The 21,265-nt window shown below is 63.8% G+C and carries 20 protein-coding genes; 12 read left to right on the forward strand and 8 right to left on the reverse strand.

All coding sequences use genetic code 11. From position 1 onward, the window contains the following. Positions 1-287 precede the first annotated feature (287 nt). From MRBLST15_RS02615 to MRBLST15_RS02625, 3 genes are all read right to left on the reverse strand, one after another. A complete protein-coding gene (locus MRBLST15_RS02615; RefSeq protein WP_367785107.1) occupies positions 288-1,289 on the reverse strand; it encodes an NADP-dependent oxidoreductase in 1,002 nt (333 codons plus the stop codon). Beyond that, positions 1,286-2,068 carry an SDR family NAD(P)-dependent oxidoreductase gene (locus tag MRBLST15_RS02620; protein ID WP_367785109.1) on the reverse strand — a complete coding sequence of 261 codons (783 nt, stop codon included), beginning with the start codon at positions 2,066-2,068 and terminating at the stop codon, positions 1,286-1,288. The genes MRBLST15_RS02615 and MRBLST15_RS02620 overlap by 4 nt, the downstream gene beginning before the upstream one ends. 61 nt (positions 2,069-2,129) lie before the next feature. Next, positions 2,130-3,227 (reverse strand): alkene reductase, encoded by a 1,098-nt coding sequence (locus tag MRBLST15_RS02625; protein ID WP_265955491.1) that lies wholly within the window; start codon positions 3,225-3,227, stop codon positions 2,130-2,132. A gap of 133 nt (positions 3,228-3,360) precedes the next feature. Here MRBLST15_RS02625 and MRBLST15_RS02630 point away from each other — a divergent pair, with 133 nt between their 5' ends. Further along, complete coding sequence (locus tag MRBLST15_RS02630; RefSeq protein ID WP_265955489.1) at positions 3,361-3,942, forward strand: TetR/AcrR family transcriptional regulator; 582 nt, start codon at positions 3,361-3,363, stop codon at positions 3,940-3,942. 90 nt (positions 3,943-4,032) lie between these two features. Here the strand turns inward: MRBLST15_RS02630 and MRBLST15_RS02635 are convergent, their stop codons facing one another. Next, positions 4,033-4,926, reverse strand: a complete 894-nt coding sequence (locus MRBLST15_RS02635) for a LysR family transcriptional regulator (RefSeq protein ID WP_180167112.1) — start codon at positions 4,924-4,926, stop codon at positions 4,033-4,035. Positions 4,927-5,095: 169 nt separating this feature from the next. On the opposite strand from MRBLST15_RS02635, the gene MRBLST15_RS02640 reads away from it, so the two are divergent. From MRBLST15_RS02640 to MRBLST15_RS02690, 11 genes are all read left to right on the forward strand, one after another. Next, positions 5,096-6,094, forward strand: coding sequence for an alpha/beta hydrolase (locus tag MRBLST15_RS02640; protein WP_414716121.1), 999 nt, complete (start codon positions 5,096-5,098; stop codon positions 6,092-6,094). Further along, on the forward strand, positions 6,091-7,299 hold the full coding sequence (locus MRBLST15_RS02645; protein ID WP_367785114.1) for an MFS transporter: 1,209 nt from the start codon (positions 6,091-6,093) through the stop codon (positions 7,297-7,299). Before MRBLST15_RS02640 ends, MRBLST15_RS02645 begins: the two co-directional genes overlap by 4 nt. A 104-nt stretch (positions 7,300-7,403) precedes the next feature. Next, a complete protein-coding gene (locus tag MRBLST15_RS02650; RefSeq protein ID WP_367785116.1) occupies positions 7,404-7,784 on the forward strand; it encodes a cyclophilin-like fold protein in 381 nt (126 codons plus the stop codon). Between the two features lie 37 nt (positions 7,785-7,821). Then, the gene (locus MRBLST15_RS02655) at positions 7,822-8,490 is read left to right on the forward strand and encodes a carboxymuconolactone decarboxylase family protein (RefSeq protein ID WP_367785118.1); all 669 of its coding nucleotides are present in this window, start codon (positions 7,822-7,824) and stop codon (positions 8,488-8,490) included. Positions 8,491-8,538: 48 nt separating this feature from the next. Beyond that, on the forward strand, positions 8,539-8,916 hold the full coding sequence (locus tag MRBLST15_RS02660; protein WP_205404153.1) for a putative quinol monooxygenase: 378 nt from the start codon (positions 8,539-8,541) through the stop codon (positions 8,914-8,916). 71 nt (positions 8,917-8,987) lie between these two features. Beyond that, positions 8,988-9,614, forward strand: coding sequence for a TetR/AcrR family transcriptional regulator (locus MRBLST15_RS02665; RefSeq protein WP_367785120.1), 627 nt, complete (start codon positions 8,988-8,990; stop codon positions 9,612-9,614). Positions 9,615-9,679: 65 nt separating this feature from the next. Continuing rightward, positions 9,680-10,792 carry an efflux RND transporter periplasmic adaptor subunit gene (locus MRBLST15_RS02670; RefSeq protein ID WP_367785122.1) on the forward strand — a complete coding sequence of 371 codons (1,113 nt, stop codon included), beginning with the start codon at positions 9,680-9,682 and terminating at the stop codon, positions 10,790-10,792. Continuing rightward, positions 10,789-13,854, forward strand: coding sequence for an efflux RND transporter permease subunit (locus MRBLST15_RS02675; protein WP_367785124.1), 3,066 nt, complete (start codon positions 10,789-10,791; stop codon positions 13,852-13,854). Before MRBLST15_RS02670 ends, MRBLST15_RS02675 begins: the two co-directional genes overlap by 4 nt. Positions 13,855-13,890: 36 nt before the next feature. After that, positions 13,891-15,168, forward strand: coding sequence for a beta-ketoacyl-ACP synthase II (gene fabF / locus MRBLST15_RS02680; protein WP_367785126.1), 1,278 nt, complete (start codon positions 13,891-13,893; stop codon positions 15,166-15,168). A 62-nt stretch (positions 15,169-15,230) separates the two neighbouring features. Further along, entirely contained in the window at positions 15,231-15,806 is a 576-nt protein-coding gene (locus MRBLST15_RS02685; RefSeq protein WP_367785127.1) for a TetR/AcrR family transcriptional regulator, read from the forward strand. Between the two features lie 86 nt (positions 15,807-15,892). Then, positions 15,893-17,080 carry a serine hydrolase domain-containing protein gene (locus tag MRBLST15_RS02690; RefSeq protein WP_367785129.1) on the forward strand — a complete coding sequence of 396 codons (1,188 nt, stop codon included), beginning with the start codon at positions 15,893-15,895 and terminating at the stop codon, positions 17,078-17,080. A 12-nt stretch (positions 17,081-17,092) separates the two neighbouring features. On the opposite strand, the gene MRBLST15_RS02695 is transcribed toward MRBLST15_RS02690, so the two are convergent. The 4 genes from MRBLST15_RS02695 to MRBLST15_RS02710 form a co-directional block, all read right to left on the reverse strand. Then, positions 17,093-18,739: a phosphoethanolamine transferase gene (locus tag MRBLST15_RS02695; protein WP_414716122.1), complete on the reverse strand. Its 1,647-nt coding sequence runs from the start codon at positions 18,737-18,739 to the stop codon at positions 17,093-17,095. Positions 18,740-18,806: 67 nt separating this feature from the next. Further along, positions 18,807-19,199: a diacylglycerol kinase gene (locus tag MRBLST15_RS02700; protein WP_265951381.1), complete on the reverse strand. Its 393-nt coding sequence runs from the start codon at positions 19,197-19,199 to the stop codon at positions 18,807-18,809. A gap of 60 nt (positions 19,200-19,259) precedes the next feature. Next, entirely contained in the window at positions 19,260-20,516 is a 1,257-nt protein-coding gene (locus MRBLST15_RS02705; RefSeq protein ID WP_367785133.1) for a HAMP domain-containing sensor histidine kinase, read from the reverse strand. Between the two features lie 9 nt (positions 20,517-20,525). Next, entirely contained in the window at positions 20,526-21,221 is a 696-nt protein-coding gene (locus MRBLST15_RS02710) for a response regulator transcription factor (protein WP_265951383.1), read from the reverse strand. Between the last annotated feature and the right edge of the window lie 44 nt (positions 21,222-21,265).

Raw genomic sequence — 21,265 nt, forward strand, 5'->3', positions numbered from 1 at the left:
CCGCCCACCTGGCCCCGGGCCAACGTGTGGGGATCTAGCCCGCCTTACCCAAGGAATGGGGTTCCATCAGCCGCGAGCTACCTGCTTCCCATGGGCTCTTTCATCGCCGTCGTGCTCGTAATCAAACTGTCTAGGTAATTGCACAAACACTGCCAAGTGTGTAGAAAGCTGAAATATGAACTAGCTCGTTGAACAGAGAGGGCTCACCAGGCTCGGCGGCGCAGCGGCAGTGGTGGCGTGATCGGCATCCACGCGCTGGATGGCACGTGCAGCGGAAGGCAATCCAACTACGGCAGCTCCACCACCACTTTGCCCTTCGCCCGCCCGCTCTCCACATGGGCCAGCGCGCCTTGCGTGTCCTCGAACGGGAACACCCGATCAATGACCGGTGCGATCGCACCAGACTCAACAAGCGATGCGATGGTGCTCAGTTGCGCCCCATCGGCCCGCATGAATAGGAAGGAATACGTCACCCCCTTCCTGTTGGCCTTGCTGCGGATGCCACGGCTGAGCAGGCGCAGGACCTGCTTGAGCGGCCAGCTGAGTCCGCGCGCGGCGGCAAAGGCCGGCGTCGGTGGCCCGGAGATGGAGATGAGATGTCCGCCCGGCTTGAGGATCTGCAGCGAGCGCTCCAGCTCCTCTTTACCCAGGCTGTTGAGCACCACATCGTAGTCGCGGAGTTCCGAGGCGAAGTCCTGCTGCCTGTAATCGATGACGACATCCGCGCCCAGCGCCTTCACCCACGCGACGTTGCCCGTGCTGGTCGTGGTCGCCACGAAGGCTCCCAGATGCTTGGCCAGTTGGATGGCCACGGTACCGACGCCGCCCGAGCCGGCCTGGATGAAGACCTTCTGTCCTGGCTTCAGCTGTGCGGTTTCCACAAGCGTCTGCCACGCGGTCAGTGCGACCAGCGGCAGCGAGGCGGCCTCCACCATGCTGAGGTTGCCGGGCTTTGGCGCCACAGAGCCCGCGTTGACCGCGATGAACCCGGCGAACGTGCCGATGCGATCATCGTCGGGACGTGCATATACCTCATCGCCCGGTTTGAACTGGGAAACGCCCGCGCCCACACGCTCCACCGTACCGGCCAGGTCGTTGCCCATAATCAGCGGCAGGCGATACGGCAGGACCGCCTTGAACTCGCCACGCCGGATCTTCGTGTCCAGCGCGTTGACGCTGGCCGCGTGCACGCGGATGAGCACATCACCGTCGCGCAGCGGCGGCATTGGTACATCACCGATGCGCCCCGTTTCCTTCTTGCCATACCGGTCGATGAGGAAGGCTTTCATGCGCGGTAACGCTCCGCAGCCTGCGCCTGGCGGAGATCGGAGAGCAGGCCTTGGCGCGATGCCTCCAGCGTGTCCCAGCGTTCGGCCACATGCAGCGGCGGAATGGTCACCGGTTCGCCGCGATCAAAGCCGACCAGGGCGGCATCGACCAGTTCGCCAACGTCCATCACTTCGGGCAGCGTGTTGATGTCGATGCCGGCACGCTCCCAGATCTCGGTGCGGGTCGCCGCCGGCAGGACGGCCTGCACGTAGACACCCTTGGGCGACAGTTCCAGGCTGAGGCCCTGCGACAGGAACAGCACGAAGGCTTTGGTCGCGCCGTAGACGGTCATGCCAAGCTCCGGTGCCAGGCCGACTACCGAGCCGATGTTGACGATCGCGCCTTCGCCGGCGGTGGCCAAGCGCGGTGCAATGGCAGCGGCCAGGCGCGTCAGGGCGAGGGTGTTCAGTGTTACCAGTTGATCGATGCTGTCGGCCGATTGCACGGTGAAGCCACCGGACTGGGCGATGCCTGCGTTGTTGATCAGGATGCCGATACGGGCATCGTCACGCAGGCGGGCCTCCACGGCGGCCAGATCGCTGCGCTGGGTGAGGTCGGCCGGCACGACGTCTACGGTGACCCCGGTGTCCTGGCGCAGGCGCGCGGCCAGTGTTTCCAGGCGCGTCTTGTCGCGCGCAACCAGCACCAGGTCGTGGCCGCGGCGCGCGAAGCGTTCGGCATAAACGGTGCCGATGCCGCTGGAGGCGCCGGTGATGAGGACGGTGGGAAGCTGGCTCATGGTGTGTCTCTTGGAATTGGGAGGGCGAACGGGGGTGTGCAGCGCGGCGCTGTCGATCGGGTTACTGCGGCGCCGTATCGGTCAGGGTGGGGTAGTCGGTGTAGCCCTCCGCACCGCCGCCGTACAGCGTCGCCGGATTCAGTGCGTTCAACGGCGCGCCGGCTTTGAGGCGTTCGACCAGATCGGGATTGCTGATGAAGGCACGGCCAAACGCGATGAGGTCTGCCTTGCCGGCGGCAAGCTGCGTGTTGGCCAGTTCAAGGTCGTAGCCATTGTTGGCCAGGTAGGTGCCGGTGAAGCGCCGGCGCAGGCTGTCAAAGTCGAACGGCGCTACGTCGCGCGGGCCACCGGTAGCACCTTCCACCACGTGCAGGTAAACGATGCCCAGTGCGCTGAGCTGATCAACGATGTAGTCGTACTGCGGCTGCGGGTCGCTGACGGTGGAAATCGCGTTGGCCGGAGAAACCGGCGAGATGCGCACACCGGTGCGATCGGCGCCGATCTCCTGCGCCACGGCGGCGGTGACGTCCAGCAGCAGGCGCGCGCGGTTCTCGACCGAGCCGCCGTACGCATCGGTGCGCTGGTTGGCGCCGTCCTTGATGAACTGTTCCAGCAGGTAGCCGTTCGCACCGTGGATTTCGACCCCATCGAAGCCGGCGGCGATGGCATTGGCGGCGGCCTGGCGGAAGTCGTTGACGATGGCCGGCAGTTCGTCGATCTCCAATGCGCGCGGCTCGGACACATCAACAAAGCCGTTGTGCACGAACGTCTTGGTCTGCGCACGGATGGCCGAAGCGGAGACGGGGGCGGCATGTCCGGGCTGCAGATCCACGTGCGAGATGCGGCCCACGTGCCAGAGCTGCACGAAGATGTGTCCGCCCCGTGCGTGCACGGCGTCGGTGACCTGGCGCCAGCCGTCGATCTGATCCTGCGTGTAGAGCCCCGGCGTGTCCTGGTAGCCCTGGGCCTGGGCCGAGATCTGGGTGGCCTCGGTGATGATCAGGCCCGCCGAGGCCCGCTGGGCGTAGTAGGTGGCCGCCAGCCGGTTGGGCACCAGGCCGGCATCGGCGCGGTTGCGCGTCAGGGGTGCCATCACGATACGGTTGGCCAGCGTCAGCGGGCCAAGGGGATAGGGCTGGAACAGTGTCGTGGTCGTCATCTGATGTGGGGCTGGTGGTCGTTGCCGCAATGATGATGACCGTAATCCATGATGTCAATGGTTTGATGATGCACGTAATCAATATGTGCTAGACTGGCGTCCTTCCGCAGCTCAGCCCCTGGGGCATCGGGTCATGAAGGTCACCAAGGCACAAGCGCAGGCCAACCGGGCGCACATTGTCGAAACCGCGTCCACGCTCTTCAGGGAGCGTGGCTACGACGGTGTGGGTGTCGCAGACTTGATGGCGGCTGCGGGCTTTACCCACGGTGGCTTCTACAAGCATTTCGGCTCCAAGACCGATCTCATGGCCGAAGCCTCCATCTGCGGCCTGGCGCAATCTGCCGACGCCGCGGCTGGCATGGATCTGGCAGGGTTTCTTGGCTACTACCTTTCCCGGGAGCATCGGGATGACCCCGGCCACGGCTGCACGATGGCCGCGTTGAGTGCAGACGCCGCGCGCCAGCCGGCAACGGTCAAGGCAGCCTTTGCGGCTGGCATTGAAGCCCGGGTGGGGCGCCCTGCCGATGAGGATGATCGGTCGGGAGAGCACGCCAGCCCGGAGGCGCGTGCGCGCCGGATAGCCCTGATGGCCATGGCCGTGGGCGCGGTGGTGCTGTCCAGGTCCTGTCCTGATGATTCGCCGCTGGCGGACGAAATCCTGGATGCGTGCCGGGCGGCTGTCATGGCGCGCCTGTCGGATGCGCCCGATCGCTGAGTCGCGCCTGCGCGCGTGCGTCTGGGCCTTCAGCCGGCGCGCGCGATGCAGGCCGCCGTGCTTCAGTCCGACCTGGCACCATCGCGGACCTTAAGCGTCCCGCTTCAGCCAGCCCACCAGCGCCGAAAATGCCGGCGAGGGCTGCCGGCGGTTCGGGTAGTACAGGTGATAGCCCGGAAAAGGCACGCACCATTTGTCGAGCACGGCAAGCAGCCGGCCCTCGGCAATGTGATCGGCCACCATCGGCTCAGGCACGTACGCCAGGCCCAGGCCGTCCAGGGCGGCATTGATCACGTGGATCATGCTGTTGAACACCAGTGGTCCGTCGCCGCGCACGGTGAACTCCTTGCCCTTCTCCTCGAACTCCCACGCATAGATGGCGCCATTCGGGCGATGCCGGATGTGCACGCAGCGATGTTGCGTGATATCGGCGGGCTTCCTTGGCTTGGCATGCTTCTGGAAGTAGTCGGGCGATCCAACCACCACGAGCCGCCAATCCGGTCCGACCCTGACCGCGATCATGTCCTTGCTGAGCGCCTCGCCCAGCCGGATGCCGGCGTCGAAGCGCTGTTCCACCACGTTGGTGAAGCCGTAATCGACGTAGAACTCCAGTGTGATGTCCGGATACTCGGCGAGGAATCCGGCAAGGCGAGGGCGGATGATGGTCTCCATCGAATCGTCCGTGCAGGAGATCCGCAGGGTTCCGGCCGGGCGATCGCGCAGATCTCCCAGTGCCTCCACACTGGCGCCAATGGCCTCGAAGTGCGGTGCGATCGAGCGCATCAGGCGCTCGCCCGCCTCGGTCGGGGAGACGTTGCGCGTGGTCCGGGCCAGCAGCCGGATGCCCAGCCGCTCCTCCAACAGCCGCATGGAGTGGCTGAGCGCCGAGGGTGTCACTCCCAGGCGAACAGCTGCCTTGGTGAAGCTCTGCTCCTGTGCCACCACCAGGAAGGCCTGCAGGTCGTTGGTCTTCACGCTGCTCATGGGTCGATTGTGAGCTCAACTCAGTAATGCATCAACTTTCAGCCGGCTTATCGCGGTAGCAGGCGCCGCCTATCGTGGCGACCTGAGTTCCCACTGAGGCCGTCCGCACATGAAACCCACCACGCTGCTGCTGGCACTGATTGCCAGCCATTTCGTTCCGCAGTCGGCCGTGGCCGCCGAGGCATCGGCCGCCGCAAGAGCCGCCGGCGCCGACAATTTCTACAGAAGCGCCAGCGTAAAGGGCGATCGCGTCAGCTTCCGCAACCAGTACCAGATGGAGGTGGTGGGCACGCTGTACCGGCCTCAGGGCCAGGTGCGGGGTGCCCGCGCGCCAGCCGTGGTAGTCGGTCATCCGATGGGCGCAGTGAAGGAGCAGAGTTCACAGTTGTACGCGCAGAAGCTGGCTGAGCAGGGCTTCGTTACGCTGGCGATCGACCTGTCCTTCTGGGGTGAAAGCGCCGGTACGCCTCGGCACCTGGTGTCGCCGGAAATCTATTCGGATGACATCAGCGCGGCGGTGGACTTCCTGAGCGCGCAGTCGTTCGTGGACCCGGAACGAATTGGCGGCTTGGGTATCTGCGGCAGTGGCAGTTTCGTGATCAGCGCGGCGAAGATCGATCCACGCATCAAGGCAATCGCGACGGTCAGCATGTATGACATGGGCGCCGCTGTGCGCCAGGGGTTGAACAACACGCAGTCGCTTCAACAGCGCAAAGCGATGATCCAAGCGGCGACGAAGCAGCGCCTGTTTGAGTTCAACGGTGGGCAGGCCGCCTATGTGCCGGGCACCGTGAACACGCTGGACGCCGATACGCCGGACGTGCAGCGTGAGTTCTTCGATTTTTACCGTACGCCGCGCGGTGCCTATGCGGCCGCAGGCGAGCAGCCCGAACGAACCACCCAGCCGCTGTTCAGCAGCCTGGTCAAGTTCGTCAATTTTTATCCTTTCAACGATATCGACACCATCTCGCCGCGGCCGATGTTGTTTATCTCGGGTGACCATGCACATTCCCGTGAGTTCAGCGAGGATGCGTACCGCAGGGCAGCCCAGCCGAAGGAACTCTACTGGGTGAAAGATACCGGCCACGTAGACCTGTATGACCGCACCGACCTGATTCCCTTCGCCAGGTTGGCGACGTTCTTCCAGCAAGGCCTGGCTGAGAAATGAGCAGTAACGACGCGACGGCCGAACGGGCCAACTGGGGAGGTGTGCTGGCGATGACGCTGTGCGTGTTCGCACTGATCGCCTCTGAGTTCATGCCGGTGAGCCTGCTCACGCCCTTGGCGGCTGACCTCGGCGTGTCCGAAGGGCTGGCCGGGTATGGAATTGCCATCTCCGGCGCCTTCGCAGTACTGACCAGCCTGTCGATCTCCCGGTTGGCCGGCAGCATCAACCGGAAGACGCTGCTGCTGACGCTCACCGCGGTGATGGCGGTGTCGGGCGTGGTGGTGGCGATGGCTCCCAGCTACCCGATGTACATGATGGGCCGGGCGCTGATCGGCGTGGTGATCGGTGGGTTCTGGTCATTGTCTGCGGCCACGGCCATGCGCCTGGTGCCTGCAGCGCAGGTGCCGCGAGCACTGGCGATCTTCAATGGCGGTAACGCGCTGGCGACGGTAGTGGCCGCGCCACTGGGCAGTTACCTTGGCGGCGTGATCGGATGGCGCGGCGCGTTCCTGTGCCTTCTGCCTGTGGCAGCCATCGCGCTGGCATGGCAGTGGCGGTGCCTTCCTTCCATGCCCGCAGAAGGAAGGCCATCCCACGGCGGGGTACTGGCCCTGTTGCGGCGGCGGGTGGTGATGCTGGGCATGGCGGCGTGCGGCGCGTTCTTCATGGGGCAGTTTGCCGTGTTCACCTATGTGCGCCCGTTCCTGGAGAAGGTCACGGGTGCAGGGGAATCCGCGGTTCCGCTGGTGCTGCTGGCCATGGGTGCAAGCGGCTTTGTGGGCACGCTCGCGATCGGGGCATTCATCAGGCGCGGCCTCTACCGCACGCTGGTGGCTGTCCCGATCCTGATGGCGGTGATTGCCGTAACGCTGGTGCCGCTGGGTTCGAACCTTTGGCCGACTGCCGCACTGTTTTCGGTATGGGGGCTGCTGGCCACGGCTGCGCCGGTGGGCTGGTGGAGCTGGCTGGCGCGCACGTTCACCCGCAACGCTGAGGCGGGCGGCGGGCTGATGGTAGCGGTGGTGCAGTGCTCGATCGCGTTGGGTTCCACCCTCGGTGGCCTGCTGTTGGACAGCGCTGGTTTCGCCAGTACGTTCCTGGCCGGCGCAGGCCTGCTGTTGCTCGCGGCCTTGCTTGCCCATGTCACGGCCGCCGATGCTGCATCCACGTCCGGCTCGGCGGTTGCCGCGGAAGCCCGAGGCTGATGGGACGCGCGGCGTGGATCATTGCGCAGCTGCTTTCGCTTTGCCTTGCATTCGCGGCGGTGCCTGCATGTTCTGCCGGGCAGAATCAGCACACCGTTGCGCTCATGAAAACCGCACCCAACCCGAAGGTCCCTGCAATGAAGATCCGGCTGATCATCAACGACCAGACGCTGTCGGCCACGTTGGAGGACAGCGTTCCCGCACGCGACTTCGCCGCCCAGTTGCCGATTACCCTTCAGCTTGAGGACTATGCTGCTACGGAGAAGATCGCGCAGCTCCCGCGCCGCCTCAGCATTGCCGGCGAACCGGACGGGATCACGCCAGTGGCCGGCGATATCGCCTTCTACGCGCCGTGGGGGAATCTGGCGATTTTCCACAGACCGTTCGGTTACTCGAAGGGTCTGGTGCGGTTGGGCCGCATCGAGGGGGACTTACAGGCGCTTCGCGCGGAGGGACCGGTGGAAGCGCGGATCGAGTTCGAGTAGACGTCTGGCTACGTTCCCTGCACACGAAGGAGCAGCTATGAACATCAAGTACAGCCGGTTCTCTGTCACCGAGCTGGATGCCCACCAGCAAGCCATCATTCCAATCAGCGCCTGCGCAGCGGCGGGTAACATGAGTGCCCTTGATCAGGCGTTGAATCAAGGTCTGGACGCGGGGCTGAGCGTGGCAGAGGTGCGCGAGATCCTCGTCCAGGTCTATGCTTATGCAGGTTTCCCACGGAGCCTGAACGCGTTGAGCGAACTGATGAGGGTGGCGCAGGCACGCAGGCAGCGGGGCATCCAGGATGAAGCTGGCCGCGAGCCGGGCAGGCCGATCCCCAAAGGACACGCTCTGCTCGCCGCAGGCACGGCCAATCAGACCAGGCTGGCTGGCGGCCCGGTCTCAGGGCCTTTGTTCGATTTCGCACCCCAGGCAAATGAGTACCTGCGTACGCATCTGTTTGGCGACATCTTCGAGCGCGACAACCTTGATTGGCAAATCCGCGAGTTGGCCACGGTCAGCATGCTGGCTGCCATGTCCGGGGTGGAGCCGCAGTTGCAGTCTCACATTGGCATCAGCATGAACATAGGGCTGCGCCCAGAGCAGCTGTACGCGCTGGCTGCTGTTCTCGAAGCGCGCTTCGGCCTGAAGGCCGCGGAACGTGTTCGTGTCGGTATTCAATGCCAGCTGGACGTTCGGCACGAATGATGTTCAGACGAGAGATTCCGTCGCATGGCGCACGCATTGGAGGATTGAATGAAAAAGATGATCATCGGAACGTTGATCAGCATGCTGGCAGGACCCTTCAGTGTTGGAGCGCAGGAGGCACAGATGACAAGGCTCTCGAAGATCACCGTCAATGCAGACCATCTGCCCGCCTATAGAGACGCCTTGGCTGAGGAGGTTCGCGCTTCAATGGAGCTGGAGCCCGGCGTGCTGTCGTTGTATGCGGTCTTTGACAAGGAAGATCCGACCCGGCTGACAATCCTTGAAATCTATGCGAGCCGGCAGGCTTACGAACAGCATGTGAAGAGCTCGCATTTCCTCAAGTACAAAAACGGCACGCTGCACATGGTCAAGTCACTGGAACTGGTTGATGTTGATCCTCTTCTGCCGGAGCTGAAAATCAAATAATCGCCGGGTGGGGGGCGATACCCAAACGGTCACCATTTGCCGGCGTGACGGCGCGGCGCTACGCTTCCACGATGTCAACTTCGACCTCCGCAGCTCTCGACGCCGGACGCGGCCCCGCCGAGCACGACGTGCGCACCCAGATCATCGAGGCTGCCACCGCGCATTTCAGCCACTACGGCTATGACAAGACGACGGTGTCCGACCTCGCCAAGGCCATCGGCTTCTCGAAGGCGTACGTCTACAAGTTCTTTTCCTCCAAGCAGGCCATTGGCGAGGTGATCTGCGCCAATTGCCTCAGTCAGATCGAAAGCGAGGTTCATCAGGCCCTGCAAGGCGTGCAAGCGCCTGCCGAGAGGCTGCGGTTGTTGTTCACCGTCATTGTGGAGGCCGGTCTTCGCCTGTTTCTGCAGGATCGGCGCCTGTATGAAATTGCCGTTGCGGCCGCGACGGATCAATGGCCTTCCGCGCAGGCGTATGAAAGGCGCATCAGGCAGCTTGTTGAAGACATCATCAAGGATGGACGCGCTTCTGGGGCATTTGAGAGCACGACGCCGCTCGAGGACACCAGCCGTGCGGTCTACCAGGTCCTGCTTCCTTATCTGAATCCGGTGACGCTGCCGCACCTGGCGCACTTGCACAAAGAAGCGCCAAGTGCCTTGCAGGAGTTGGTCCTCCGGAGCCTTGAGCCATGCCCGTAGTGACCATTGACTATATTAGTCACTAGGAACAGAATCCCTCCGGATACCCCACTCCGGAAGGCCGCATGCGTCGCCGTTTTGTACTCCCAGCCATTTCCTGTGTTGTTCCGTTGTTCCTTGTGGCCTGCGGAAAGTCGGATGACGTCGATCCCCGGACCGCTCCGCCCATCGTCCGGATTGCCCAAGTGCAACCGGGGGCGGGAGGCGCGCGCACGTTCACAGGAACCGTCGCCGCACGCGTACAGAGTGATCTGGCCTTTCGGGTGGGTGGCAAGGTCACCGAGCGCCTGGTTGAGACGGGGCAGACGGTAAAGCGCGGCGACGTGCTCTATCGGATTGATCCCGTCGACCTGAATCTGGCAGCGGCGTCCCAGCTGCAGGCCGTCATCGCGGCCCGAGCGCAAAGCGCGCAAGCCACCGCAGACGAAGCGCGATACCGCGATCTGGCAGCCAAGGGCGTCGTTTCCCGGTCGGCCTACGATCAGATCAAAGCGGCGGCGGACGCAGCATCGGCACAGCTCAAGGCGGCCGACGCGCAAGCCCGGGTTGCACGTAATGCCAGTCAATACACGGCGCTCGTCGCCGATGCCGACGGAGTGGTCATGACCATCTCCGCTGAGCCCGGTCAGGTCGTGGCGGCGGGGCAGATCGTCGCCCGGCTTGCCCGTGCAGGCAGTCGGGAGGCAGTGGTCCAGTTGCCCGAGACGCTGCGACCCCAGATCGGCTCCGTGGGCTCAGCGTCCCCGTTCGGGGCAAGCGGCAAGATCCCCGCACGGTTGCGCGTGCTCTCGGAATCGGCCGACCCCGCCACCCGGACCTTCGAAGCTCGCTACACCCTGGAAGAGGGCAGCACGGCGCTGCCGCTGGGTTCCACGGTGGCGGTCGAACTTTCAGGCGCAGCACCTGCCGGTGCGTCGGCCGGCGTCGAGGTGCCGTTGGGCGCGCTGTTCGATCATGGTACCGGTCCCGGCGTCTGGGTGATCGGTGGTGAGCCGCTCAAAGCCCATTGGACGCCGGTCGCCGTCAAGCAGTTGGGTGATGACCGGGTAGTGGTTGAGGGGGCCCTGAACGCATCGGATCGCGTGGCTGCCCTCGGCGCCCATCTACTCCGCGAAGGGCAGGTGGTTCGCATCGCTGAGACCGACAGGAACGCCGCTGCAAACGGAGCCCACCAGTGAGTGGGTTCAATCTGTCGGCACTTGCGGTGCGCGAGCGTGCCATCACGGTTTTCCTGATCTTTCTGGTCTCTGTTGCCGGCATCGTTTCCTTCTTCCAGCTCGGCCGCGCTGAGGACCCTGCGTTCACTGTCAAGGTCATGACCATCGTGACGGCCTGGCCTGGCGCTACGCCAACAGAAATGCAGGACCAGGTCGCCGAGAAGCTGGAAAAGCGCCTGCAGGAACTGCGCTGGTATGACCGCAGCGAAACCTACACCCGGCCTGGCCTGTCCTTCACTACGCTGACATTGCAGGATGGCACGCCACCGTCGGAGGTGCAGGAGGAGTTCTACCAGGCGCGCAAGAAGATGGCTGACGAAGCCGCAAATCTGCCCACGGGCGTGATCGGCCCGATGGTCAACGACGAGTACGCGGATGTCACGTTTGCGCTCTTCGCACTGAAAGCGAAGGGTGAACCGTTCCGCCTGCTCGCGCGTGATGCCGAGACGCTGCGTCAGCGATTGCTGCACGTACCTGGCGTGAAGAAGGTCAACATCATTGGTGAGCAATCCGAGCGCATCTATGTGGAGCTGTCGCACGAACGCCTGTCGAATCTCGGCATCACGCCACAGGAGGTGTTCGGGGCGCTGAACGGGCAGAACGCCCTGACGCCGGCAGGATCGGTCGAGGCCAAGGGCCCGCAGATCTTCATTCGCCTCGACGGGGCGCTCGATCAGCTGGACAAGATCCGCGATACACCCATCGTTGCACAGGGCAGGACCCTCAAATTACGGGACATCGCCATCGTCAAGCGTGGCTATGAGGACCCGTCGACCTTCATGATCCGCAACGGTGGCGAGCCAGCCATGCTGCTGGGTATCGTCATGCGCGACGGCTGGAATGGCCTGGATCTTGGCGCCTCACTCGACGCGGAAGTCAGGAAGATCAATGACGGGCTTCCTGTCGGGATGGCGCTGGACAAGGTCACCGATCAGGCCGTGAACATCAGCTCGTCGGTCGACGAGTTCATGATGAAGTTCTTTGCCGCGCTGCTGGTGGTGATGCTGGTCTGCTTTGTCAGCATGGGCTGGCGGGTGGGTGTCGTGGTGGCTGCGGCCGTTCCGCTGACCCTCGCTGCCGTGTTCATGGTGATGGCTGCGACCGGCAAGAACTTTGACCGCATCACGCTCGGCTCGCTGATTCTTGCGCTCGGTCTGCTGGTGGACGACGCCATCATTGCCATCGAAATGATGGTGGTGAAGATGGAAGAGGGCTATAGCCGGGTCAAGGCATCGGCCTACGCGTGGAGCCATACGGCAGCGCCCATGCTGGCCGGCACCCTGGTCACTGCGGTGGGCTTCATGCCCAACGGTTTCGCCCGGTCCACTGCGGGCGAATACACCAGCAACATGTTCTGGATCGTGGGCATTGCGCTGATCGTGTCGTGGGTGGTCGCGGTGTTCTTTACGCCTTACCTCGGGGTGAAGCTCCTCCCTGAACTCAAGACCGTCGAAGGCGGGCACAGCAGTCTCTACGACACGCCGCGCTACAACCGCTTCCGGTCGATCCTGGCGCGCGTGATCGCGCGCAAGTGGCTTGCCGCAGGTTCGGTGATCGGCCTGTTCGTGCTTGCTGTGGTGGGCATGGGGCTGGTAAAAAAGCAGTTCTTCCCCATTTCCGATCGCCCGGAGGTGTTGGTCGAAGTGCAGATGCCCTACGGCACGGCCATCGAACAGACCAACCTGGCCACCAGGAAGGTGGAGCAGTGGCTCGCTGGGCAGGAAGAAGCGAAGATCGTCACGGCATACATCGGTCAGGGTGCGCCCCGGTTCTACCTCGCCATTTCCCCGGAACTGCCCGATCCGGCGTTTGCCAAGATCGTGGTGCGTACCGACAGCCAGGAACAGCGCGATGCCTTGAAAGCAAGGCTGCGCCAGGCGGTGGCTGAGGGATTGGCACCAGAGGCGCGTGTGCGTGTGACGCAGCTGGTGTTCGGGCCTTACTCGCCCTATCCGGTGGCCTACCGTGTCAGCGGTCCGGATACGGATGTCGTCCGTGGCATTGCGGCCAAGGTGGAGCAGACCATGCACGCCAGCCCGATGATGCGCACGGTCAACACCGATTGGGGCGTGCGCACGCCAACGCTGCATTTCACGCTCGATCAGGACCGCTTGCAGGCCATGGGCATGACCTCGGCGTCCGTCTCGCAGCAGTTGCAGTTCTTCCTGAGCGGCGTGCCGGTCACTGCCGTTCGTGAGGGCATCCGCACCGTCGAGGTTGTCGCTCGATCCGGTGGGGAAACGCGGTTGGATCCTGCGCGCATCGCAGACTTTACTCTCGTCGGTGCTGCTGGCCAGCGTGTGCCGCTGTCGCAGATCGGCTCGATCGAGGTTCGGATGGAAGAGCCGGTGCTGCGCCGCCGCGATCGGGTACCCACCATCACCGTGCGCGGTGACATTGACGATGCACTGCAGCCACCGGATGTATCCACCGCTATCAGCAAGCAGCTTGCGCCGCTCATTGCCTCGCTGCCCGAGGGCTACGCGATTACCCAGGCCGGTTCCATCGAGGAATCGGGCAAGGCGATGAGCGCGATGCTGCCGCTGTTCCCGATCATGCTGGCGGTGACCCTGCTGATCATCATCCTGCAGGTACGTTCCATCTCCGCGATGATCATGGTCTTCATGACCAGTCCGTTGGGGCTGATCGGCGTGGTGCCGACCCTGCTGCTGTTCCAGCAGCCGTTTGGCATCAACGCGCTGGTTGGATTGATCGCCTTGTCGGGCATCCTGATGCGCAACACGCTCATCCTCATCGGCCAGATCCACGAGAACGAAGAAGCGGGGATGGATACCTTCCACGCCATCATCGAGGCGACAGTTCACCGTGCCCGCCCAGTGATCCTCACTTCTCTGGCAGCGGTGCTTGCGTTCATTCCGCTGACCCATTCGGTGTTCTGGGGAACGCTTGCCTACACGCTGATCGGCGGCACCATCGCAGGCACCGTCATGACACTGGTGTTCCTGCCGGCGATGTATGCCATCTGGTTCAAGGTCCGAGCGGAAAAGGCCCGCGTTGCCTGACGTTGGCCCGGACCTCTTCCATATGAGAGATAAGCTATGAAAATCGCCGACAAAGATCGCATCGTGGTGACCGGAATGGGCGTCGTGAGTCCACTCGGCTGCGGGGTTGAAACCGTCTGGTCGCGCCTCCTGGCGGGACGCTCCGGAATCGGGTCGCTTGGTCCTGATCTCGCGGCGGGAACCGGATGCGAAGTCGGCGGGCGCGTGCCTGATCGCATTCAAGATCCTGAGGCGGGTTTCGATTCGACCGGCATCATCGCGCCGAAAGACCTCAAGAAGATGGACCGGTTTGTTGAGTTCGCGCTGGTCGCTGCCCACGAAGCCCTTGAGCAGGCCGGTTGGCGGGAAGCCGATGAGCGTGGGCGGCTGCGAACGGCAACCGTGATTGCCACCGGGATCGGCGGGTTTGGATCCATCGTCAATGCGGTCCACACCACCGAAAGCCGAGGGCCTGGCCGGTTGTCGCCCTTCACTGCACCCACCTTCCTGGCGAATATGGCGGCTGGGCAGGCATCGATCCGTTACGGGTTCAAAGGTCCGCAGGGCGCTCCCGTCACGGCCTGCGCGGCGGGTGTCCAAGCCATTGGTGATGCGGCGCGTCTCATCCGATCCGGCGAGGCGGACATCGCGTTGTGCGGTGGCGCGGAGGCGGCGATGCACCGGGTCAGCCTGGGCGGCTTCGCCGCTGCCAAGGCACTGAGTACGTCGTTCAACGGCTCACCCCAGGCAGCCTCTCGCCCGTTTGATGAGCAGCGGGACGGCTTTGTCATGTCCGAAGGGGCGGGGCTGCTGGTGATCGAGCGGCTGGATCACGCGCGCTCGCGTGGTGCCACCCCGCTGGCCGAGCTGGTCGGCTATGGCACCACTTCGGATGCCTACCATTTGACTGCGGGACCCGACGACGGCAGTGGCGCCCGCAGGGCGATGGAGATCGCGCTGGCGCAGGCGGGCATTTCCGCTGAGCAGATCGACCACATCAATGCGCACGCGACTTCGACCCAGGTGGGGGACCGGGCAGAGCTCGCGGCCATGCGTGCCTTGTTCGGCGCCCGTCCAGATCTTCTCATCTCTGCCACCAAGTCCAGCACCGGGCACCTGCTCGGGGCGGCTGGCGGCATCGAAGCAATCTTTACGGTGCTTGCCTTGCGCGACCAGGTCGCGCCGGCGACGCTCAACCTCGGCCGCCCGGATCCGTTGGCAGACGGGCTTTCGATCGTCGCCGGCGGGCCGCGGAAGGCGGAGATCGAGTTCGCGTTGACCAATGGATTTGGCTTTGGCGGCGTGAATGCCAGTGCATTGTTCAGGCGGATGTGAGCGTGGTTCGCTCCAGCGGCCTCCCAAGCAAAACCGCCCTGCGCTGGGAAGGAGCACGGGCGTTGAGCCGACGTTGGATACTGGATGCAGCCGGCACTGTGTTTGCGGAAGAGGGGTTTGAGAACGCGACGATGAAGCGCATCGCTGAGGCCTGCGACGTCAGCAAGGTCACGATCTATGCCCACTATCGTGACAAGGCGCAGCTCTACGGGGCGGTCATGGACAGCCATCTTGCATCCTTGCCGGTTGCTGGGCTCCACATGCGTGGAACGTTGGATCTTGGCGATGCGCTGATGCGGATCACCGATGGCATCGGACGGTTGGCGGCAAACCCTTCATGCCAGGCTTTCTGCAGGGCGCTTTCGCGTTCAGATCATGCCCGTGCTGTCTACATGGAGCACTGGCGTGCGGTGCTCCAGCCGTACTTCGATCTCGCCGAACAGGCGATGGCGACGGCCTCCGCAGGGTCGCTGCATTCCAGTGACAGCGAGAAGTTCCTCAGGCTCATCCTTGCAGAGCATGGCCTGCCAAATGCGGCAACGCCCATGTCCGGAAGCCATGCCACGGTCGCGCTCTTCGTGCGCGCCTATGCACAAAGGCCGTCGGACGCCTGGAATGCGCCGCCCGGGCGTGGGTGAAGGCACCCGGTCGGCGCATGACTTCATGCACTGCACGATGACTACAAATGTAGTCATCGTGTGTCTGTCCAGTGGAGGAGCCCGCCATGAGAGCCTGTTTGTTCGCCTGCATATTCTTCCTCGCGCTGCGCCCCTGGGTGGCCGGCGCCAACACGCCTGACGCCCTTGCAGCGATCGAGCAGAATGCCCGCAATGCGCATTCCGACGCGGTCTTCGTTGAGCGCGAGGGCGCTGTCCTGCTGCAGATCGCACCCGCCGCCGGTGAAGAACGGATCCACCTCATGTCGGCGACCAAGTCCGTCGTCGCCCTGGCCATCGGGCTGCTGCTCGATGACGGCAGGCTCGCCTCCATTGACGAGCCGGTCAGCACTGTTTACCCGGAATGGCGGCAGGGAAGTAAGCGGGACATCACGATCAGGATGTTGATGGACCACACCTCCGGACTGCAGAACGTAGCCAACGCCGGTGTGGAACTGGAGGGCGCACCGGATCTGGTGAAGCTGGCGCTGGCGGCCGAGGTGTCCACCGATCCAGGCACCACGTTCGCTTACAACAACAAGGCCACCAATCTCCTGCCGGGCATCGTCGAACGGCTTGCCGGCAAGCCGCTGGATGTCTACCTGGACGAGCGGCTGTTCAAGCCACTCGGCATCTCCCGCCATGCATGGATGAAGGATCAGGCCGGCACGCCCTTGGGCATGGCCGGGCTATCGCTGTCAGCCCCTGATCTGGCGGCGATCGGACGACTGATGCTGGCCGGTGGCGTCGCCCCGGACGGCAAGCGGTTGCTGAGCGAGCGCTCGGTGGCATTGATGACCGCCGAGAGCGCACGCTCCCCCGATGTCGGTCTGCTGTGGTGGCGCATCCCCGCTTGGGAGCACTACCGGCTGAAATCAGCGGCAGCAGCCTTCCTGGCTGCCCGCAGCGTGGACGCCGGGATGCAGGAGGTGCTGCTGGCCACCGAGGGCCGGCTGTTCGACAGCAAGGCAGCGCTGATCAGCTTCCTGGCCGAACGCCTGGGACCTGCCTGGCCACAGCGCTACGCTGCCGAAATCAGCGGGCGCGGATTGAGACTCAGCGACATCTTCGACATCGACCGGGGGGCTGTAGCGGCATACGCAGCCAACGGCTATCTCGGCCAGCACCTGGTCATTGTTCCCGACAAGGGCGTGGTCGCGGTCAGGCAGATCCACCGGCGGGACAGCCACAGCGCGCCGCTCGACGATTACGCCGCGTTTCCCATGGACGTACTGCGTTTGGCGGAGACACTGTGACAGTCGACGGCGCTAGGGGAGGCGGCAGCCCGCGAACACATCCAGGCCCGGCTCGTAAACCCCGCTGCTGATATCGAACAGCCCCAGCAGGGAGTGGAAGAGATTGTCGTGGCTGTAGGATCTGGTGCCCGCAGCATGACGCAGGCAGGCAACCTCAAGTCGTGCCTGGGTCGCGAAGGCTGGAGAGAACCACATCACCAGCGGCACCTGGGTCTGCTCCCGTGGCGCGATGAAGTAGGGCGTCCCATGCAGATACAGGCCGTGCTCGCCAAGCGACTCGCCATGGTCGGAAACATAGATCAGGGCTACATCGCGCTGGTCCGCGTAGGTCTGCAGCAGGTCGATGGCCTTGCCCAGCAGTCGGTCGGTATAGACCAGCGTATTGTCGTAGGTGTTGACCAGCGCTTCATTGCTGCATTTCTGGATCTGGTTGCTGTCGCAGGTGGGGCTGAATGTCCTGGCATCGGCCGGATAGCGTTCAAAGTACGTGGGCCCATGGCTGCCCAGCTGATGTAGCACGATCAGCCCATCACCCGGCATCGCCTCGATGCGCGCGCCCAGCTGGTGCAGCAGGATTTCGTCATGGCAGGTGCCATCCCGGTTGACACACAAACCCGGCACTTTCAGCGGAGGCATGTCATCGGTGGGCACGCGCTCGCACACGCCCTTGCAACCGCCATTGTTGTTGTCGCGCCAAAGCACGCTGACACCGGTCCGCTGCAGGATGTCGAGCACGTTCTCTTCCGATGCCGCAGCGACTCCGTCGTACTGCGACCGCGTCATCTGCGAGAACATGCAGGGCAGTGACACCGCCGTTGCGGTACCGCAGGAGGAAACGTCGCGGAAGCTGATGACGTTGTCTTTGCGCGACAGGTACGGGTTGGTCTGGCGCGGGTAGCCGTTGAGCTGGAAGTTCTGTGCTCGTGCCGTCTCGCCAGCCACCACGACGATCAGGCGCGGCCTTTTTCCGGCGATACGCTTGGCATCCTCGCCTACAGCCCGCAATGGCCTCGTCTTGGCGCTGTAGCTGCTCCTGAGATAACCATAGGTGTGGCGGACCACATTCAGCGGCAGCACCTGTTCACGGATGTAGCGATTGTTGCGCAGCAGCGACGAGTACTCCTTGTAGAACACAAACGTCACCGCCGCCAGCACCATCAACGTCGCCAGCACATTTCCGAGCCATACCAGCGCCGCCCGCAAGGGCCGACCGCTGTTTCCACTGCGCATGACCAGCAGCACGCACGAGGGCAGGGCGCCCAGCAACAGCACTGTCAGCAGCAGCGGCACCGAGAGATAGGACGTCATCTCGGCCTGGTTGGTCTCCAGCGCGTTCTGCACCATGTCGCGGTCGATCAGCACGCCGTAATGAAGCATGAAGTAGCTGCACGCGGCACTGATGAGAACCAGAAGCGCCAGTACCGGCTTGCGGACATAGGGAAGGATGCCGATCGGCGTGAACAACAGATTGAACAGGCAGAACAGCAGCACCGGCAGGCTGAAGAAGAACAGGGTGCTGCGCAGGTCATGGATGTCCATGACGGACCACAGTGTTTTCCAGAGGGCGATGTTTCCCAGCGTGGCGAAGAACAACGCGGTGCACCACACAAGCACGATCGGATGATGAGGGGAAAGTCTGAAGCATGGACGCACGTGCACAATCCGTTGTACGAGAAGTGCGCGCAGTATCTGGATGCGTTTATCAGGAAGTTGTCAGCTCTCGTGCTCAGCCCAGCAGAACCACGGCCCATACCGTAGCGACCATCAACAGCGCCGTGGTCTGCGCCGCACTGCCCATGTCCTTCGCATTCCTGGAAAGCGGGTGATGTTCCAGCGAGATGCGGTCGACCACCGCTTCGATGGCCGAGTTCAGCAGTTCCACCATCAGGCTGATGAAGCAGACCATCAGCATCACGGCGCGCTCGGTTCGGCTGACCTCCAGCAGGAAGGCGACGACCGCAAGCGCGCCATGCAGCAACAGCAGCTGGCGGAAGGCCGCCTCTCCGCGGAAGGTAGCGAGGAAGCCATCGCGTGAATGGATCAGGGTATGGAAGACGCGGCGCAGGCCGGTCTTTCCGTGCGGGTACTTGCCGTTGCCTTGTCGATGCCCTGGCTGCATTTCGGTCCTGCCTTCACGTGGAGATCCGGCAAGGATGTGCAGGCCTGTGTCAGGAAGCTGTCAGGTGCCGGGCGTGGCTGGGAGCATCTGCAGGGTGAATCGGCAGCCTTGCGCCGAAGTCTCGACCGTCATCTGCCACCCCATGTGCTCGACAGCGCGCTGCACGATCGACAGGCCCAGGCCTTCGCCGCTCTGCCGGGTGCTGGGCATGAAACGCTGGAACTGCTGCGCGTCGATGCTGGGCGGCAGCCCCGGGCCGGTGTCGGCGATCCGCAGCGTGGCACTCCGCAGCTCGACCCGCACTTCGCCTTCTTCCGTGTACTGGCAGGCATTGCGCAGCAGATTCCAGATCACACTACGGGCCAGCTCTGCATTGGTCAGCACCTGCTGGCCCTGCGGCGCATCCAGAACCAAGCGCACCGGCTTTCCCGAAAGCCACGGCGCACATCGCTCCCTGCATTCCTCGATCAGCGCCCGCACGGGCACGACGCTGCGCGGAACCGTCCTGGGGTCACGCGAAAGCAGCAGCAGGCAGGTCAACTGCCGCTGCATTTCCTGGGTGGTGCGCATGATGCGATCGGCGCTGGCCACCAGGTGACTGTCGGCGGGCAGCTGGTGCACCAGTGTCTCGGCCGCGCCACCGATGATCGCCAAGGGCGTGCGCAGCTCATGACTGGCATCACCCGCAAAGCACTGTTCGCGTTGCAGGAACTGCTCAAGCTCGTCGCTGTGCTGGGCGAAAGCGCGCGCCAGCACACCTATCTCATCGCGTGCATCCTGGTAGGGGAAGGGCTTGTGCTTCTTCTGCACTGCATCGGCCAGACGGGTGATGGGCGCGATGACATGGGTCGCGGTCCGGCGGCCGATCCAGAATGCGCAGAGCACGCAGGTGAGGATGACCAGCGCCGCAAAGGCGTTGATCAGATGCTCCAGGTAGGCATAGTGCTCGCCATCCTGCAGCAGGTAGTAGCGCTGTCCGTTGCTTTCGAAGACCCGCAGATGCCATTCGTTCGGGCCTTCTTCACCGTGGTAGCCCGGCGCGTACCTGCGCAGCACCTGAGGAGCCGAGCGCGCGTCATACAGCTGGCTGCCATTCGTCAGTTCCGGTTGCTCGCCACTGGCCAGCGCGGCCTGCAGCCGATGGACCTCGCGGTCCTGGGTCATCGAAACGACGGAGGCCCTTACCTCGTCGTAGTCCACCAGTTCGACCAGCACGATGAAGCCCATGGCGCCAGCCATCAGCAGCACGAACGACACCGTGATGCGCGTTCTCAGTGTCAGGCTTCGATAAAGCGACTTCAGCGAGCGGGTAGTCATCGGCAGCGACTACTCCGCAGGTGCCAGTGCGGGCCTGTCCAGCCGCCAGCCAACGCTGTGCACCGTGGCAATGAGTGCAGGGTTGAACGGCCTGTCCACCTGCAGGCGCAGCTCATGGATGTGCGTGCGCAATGCACCGCTCTCCGGCGGCTCGTCGCCCCAGATCAGGTATTCCATCTCCTGCTTGCGCACCACCGCGGGGGCAGCCCGCACCAGGCACATCAGCAGCTTGTGCGTTGTCGGGGTCAGATTGAGGGTGCGGCCCTGGCGCCACGCCTGCGGCGAGCGGGTGTCGACGCGCAGATCGCCCCAGTCCAACACACTCTGGACCTGCCGGCCTTGGGCGCGGCGGACCAGCGCCTTGATGCGTGCGTCCAGCTCCTTCAGGGAGAAGGGCTTGACCAGGTAATCATCCGCACCCAACGCGAGCCCCTGCACACGGTCCTCCACCGGATCACGGGCGGTCAGCATCAGAATCGGCACCGGGTTCTGGAATTCCTGACGTAGCGCCTGGCACAGCGCCATGCCGTCAAGGCGAGGCAGCATCAGGTCGAGCAGAATGGCGTCGTAATGGTTCTGCGTTGCCCTGCGCAGGCCGGTGGCACCATCCCGCGCATCGTCAAGCACGTAGCCCAGTGGCTCGAAGAAGGCGTAGAGATTTGCAACCAGCTCGGGGTTGTCTTCAATGATGAGCAGACGTGTCATGGGCTATGCGCATCCGTGCATGATCAATGGACGTTGAACGACCA

The sequence above is a fragment of the Stenotrophomonas sp. LST15-1-1.1 genome (assembly GCF_040815575.1).
GTDB classification, from domain to species: Bacteria; Pseudomonadota; Gammaproteobacteria; order Xanthomonadales; family Xanthomonadaceae; genus Stenotrophomonas; species Stenotrophomonas lactitubi_B.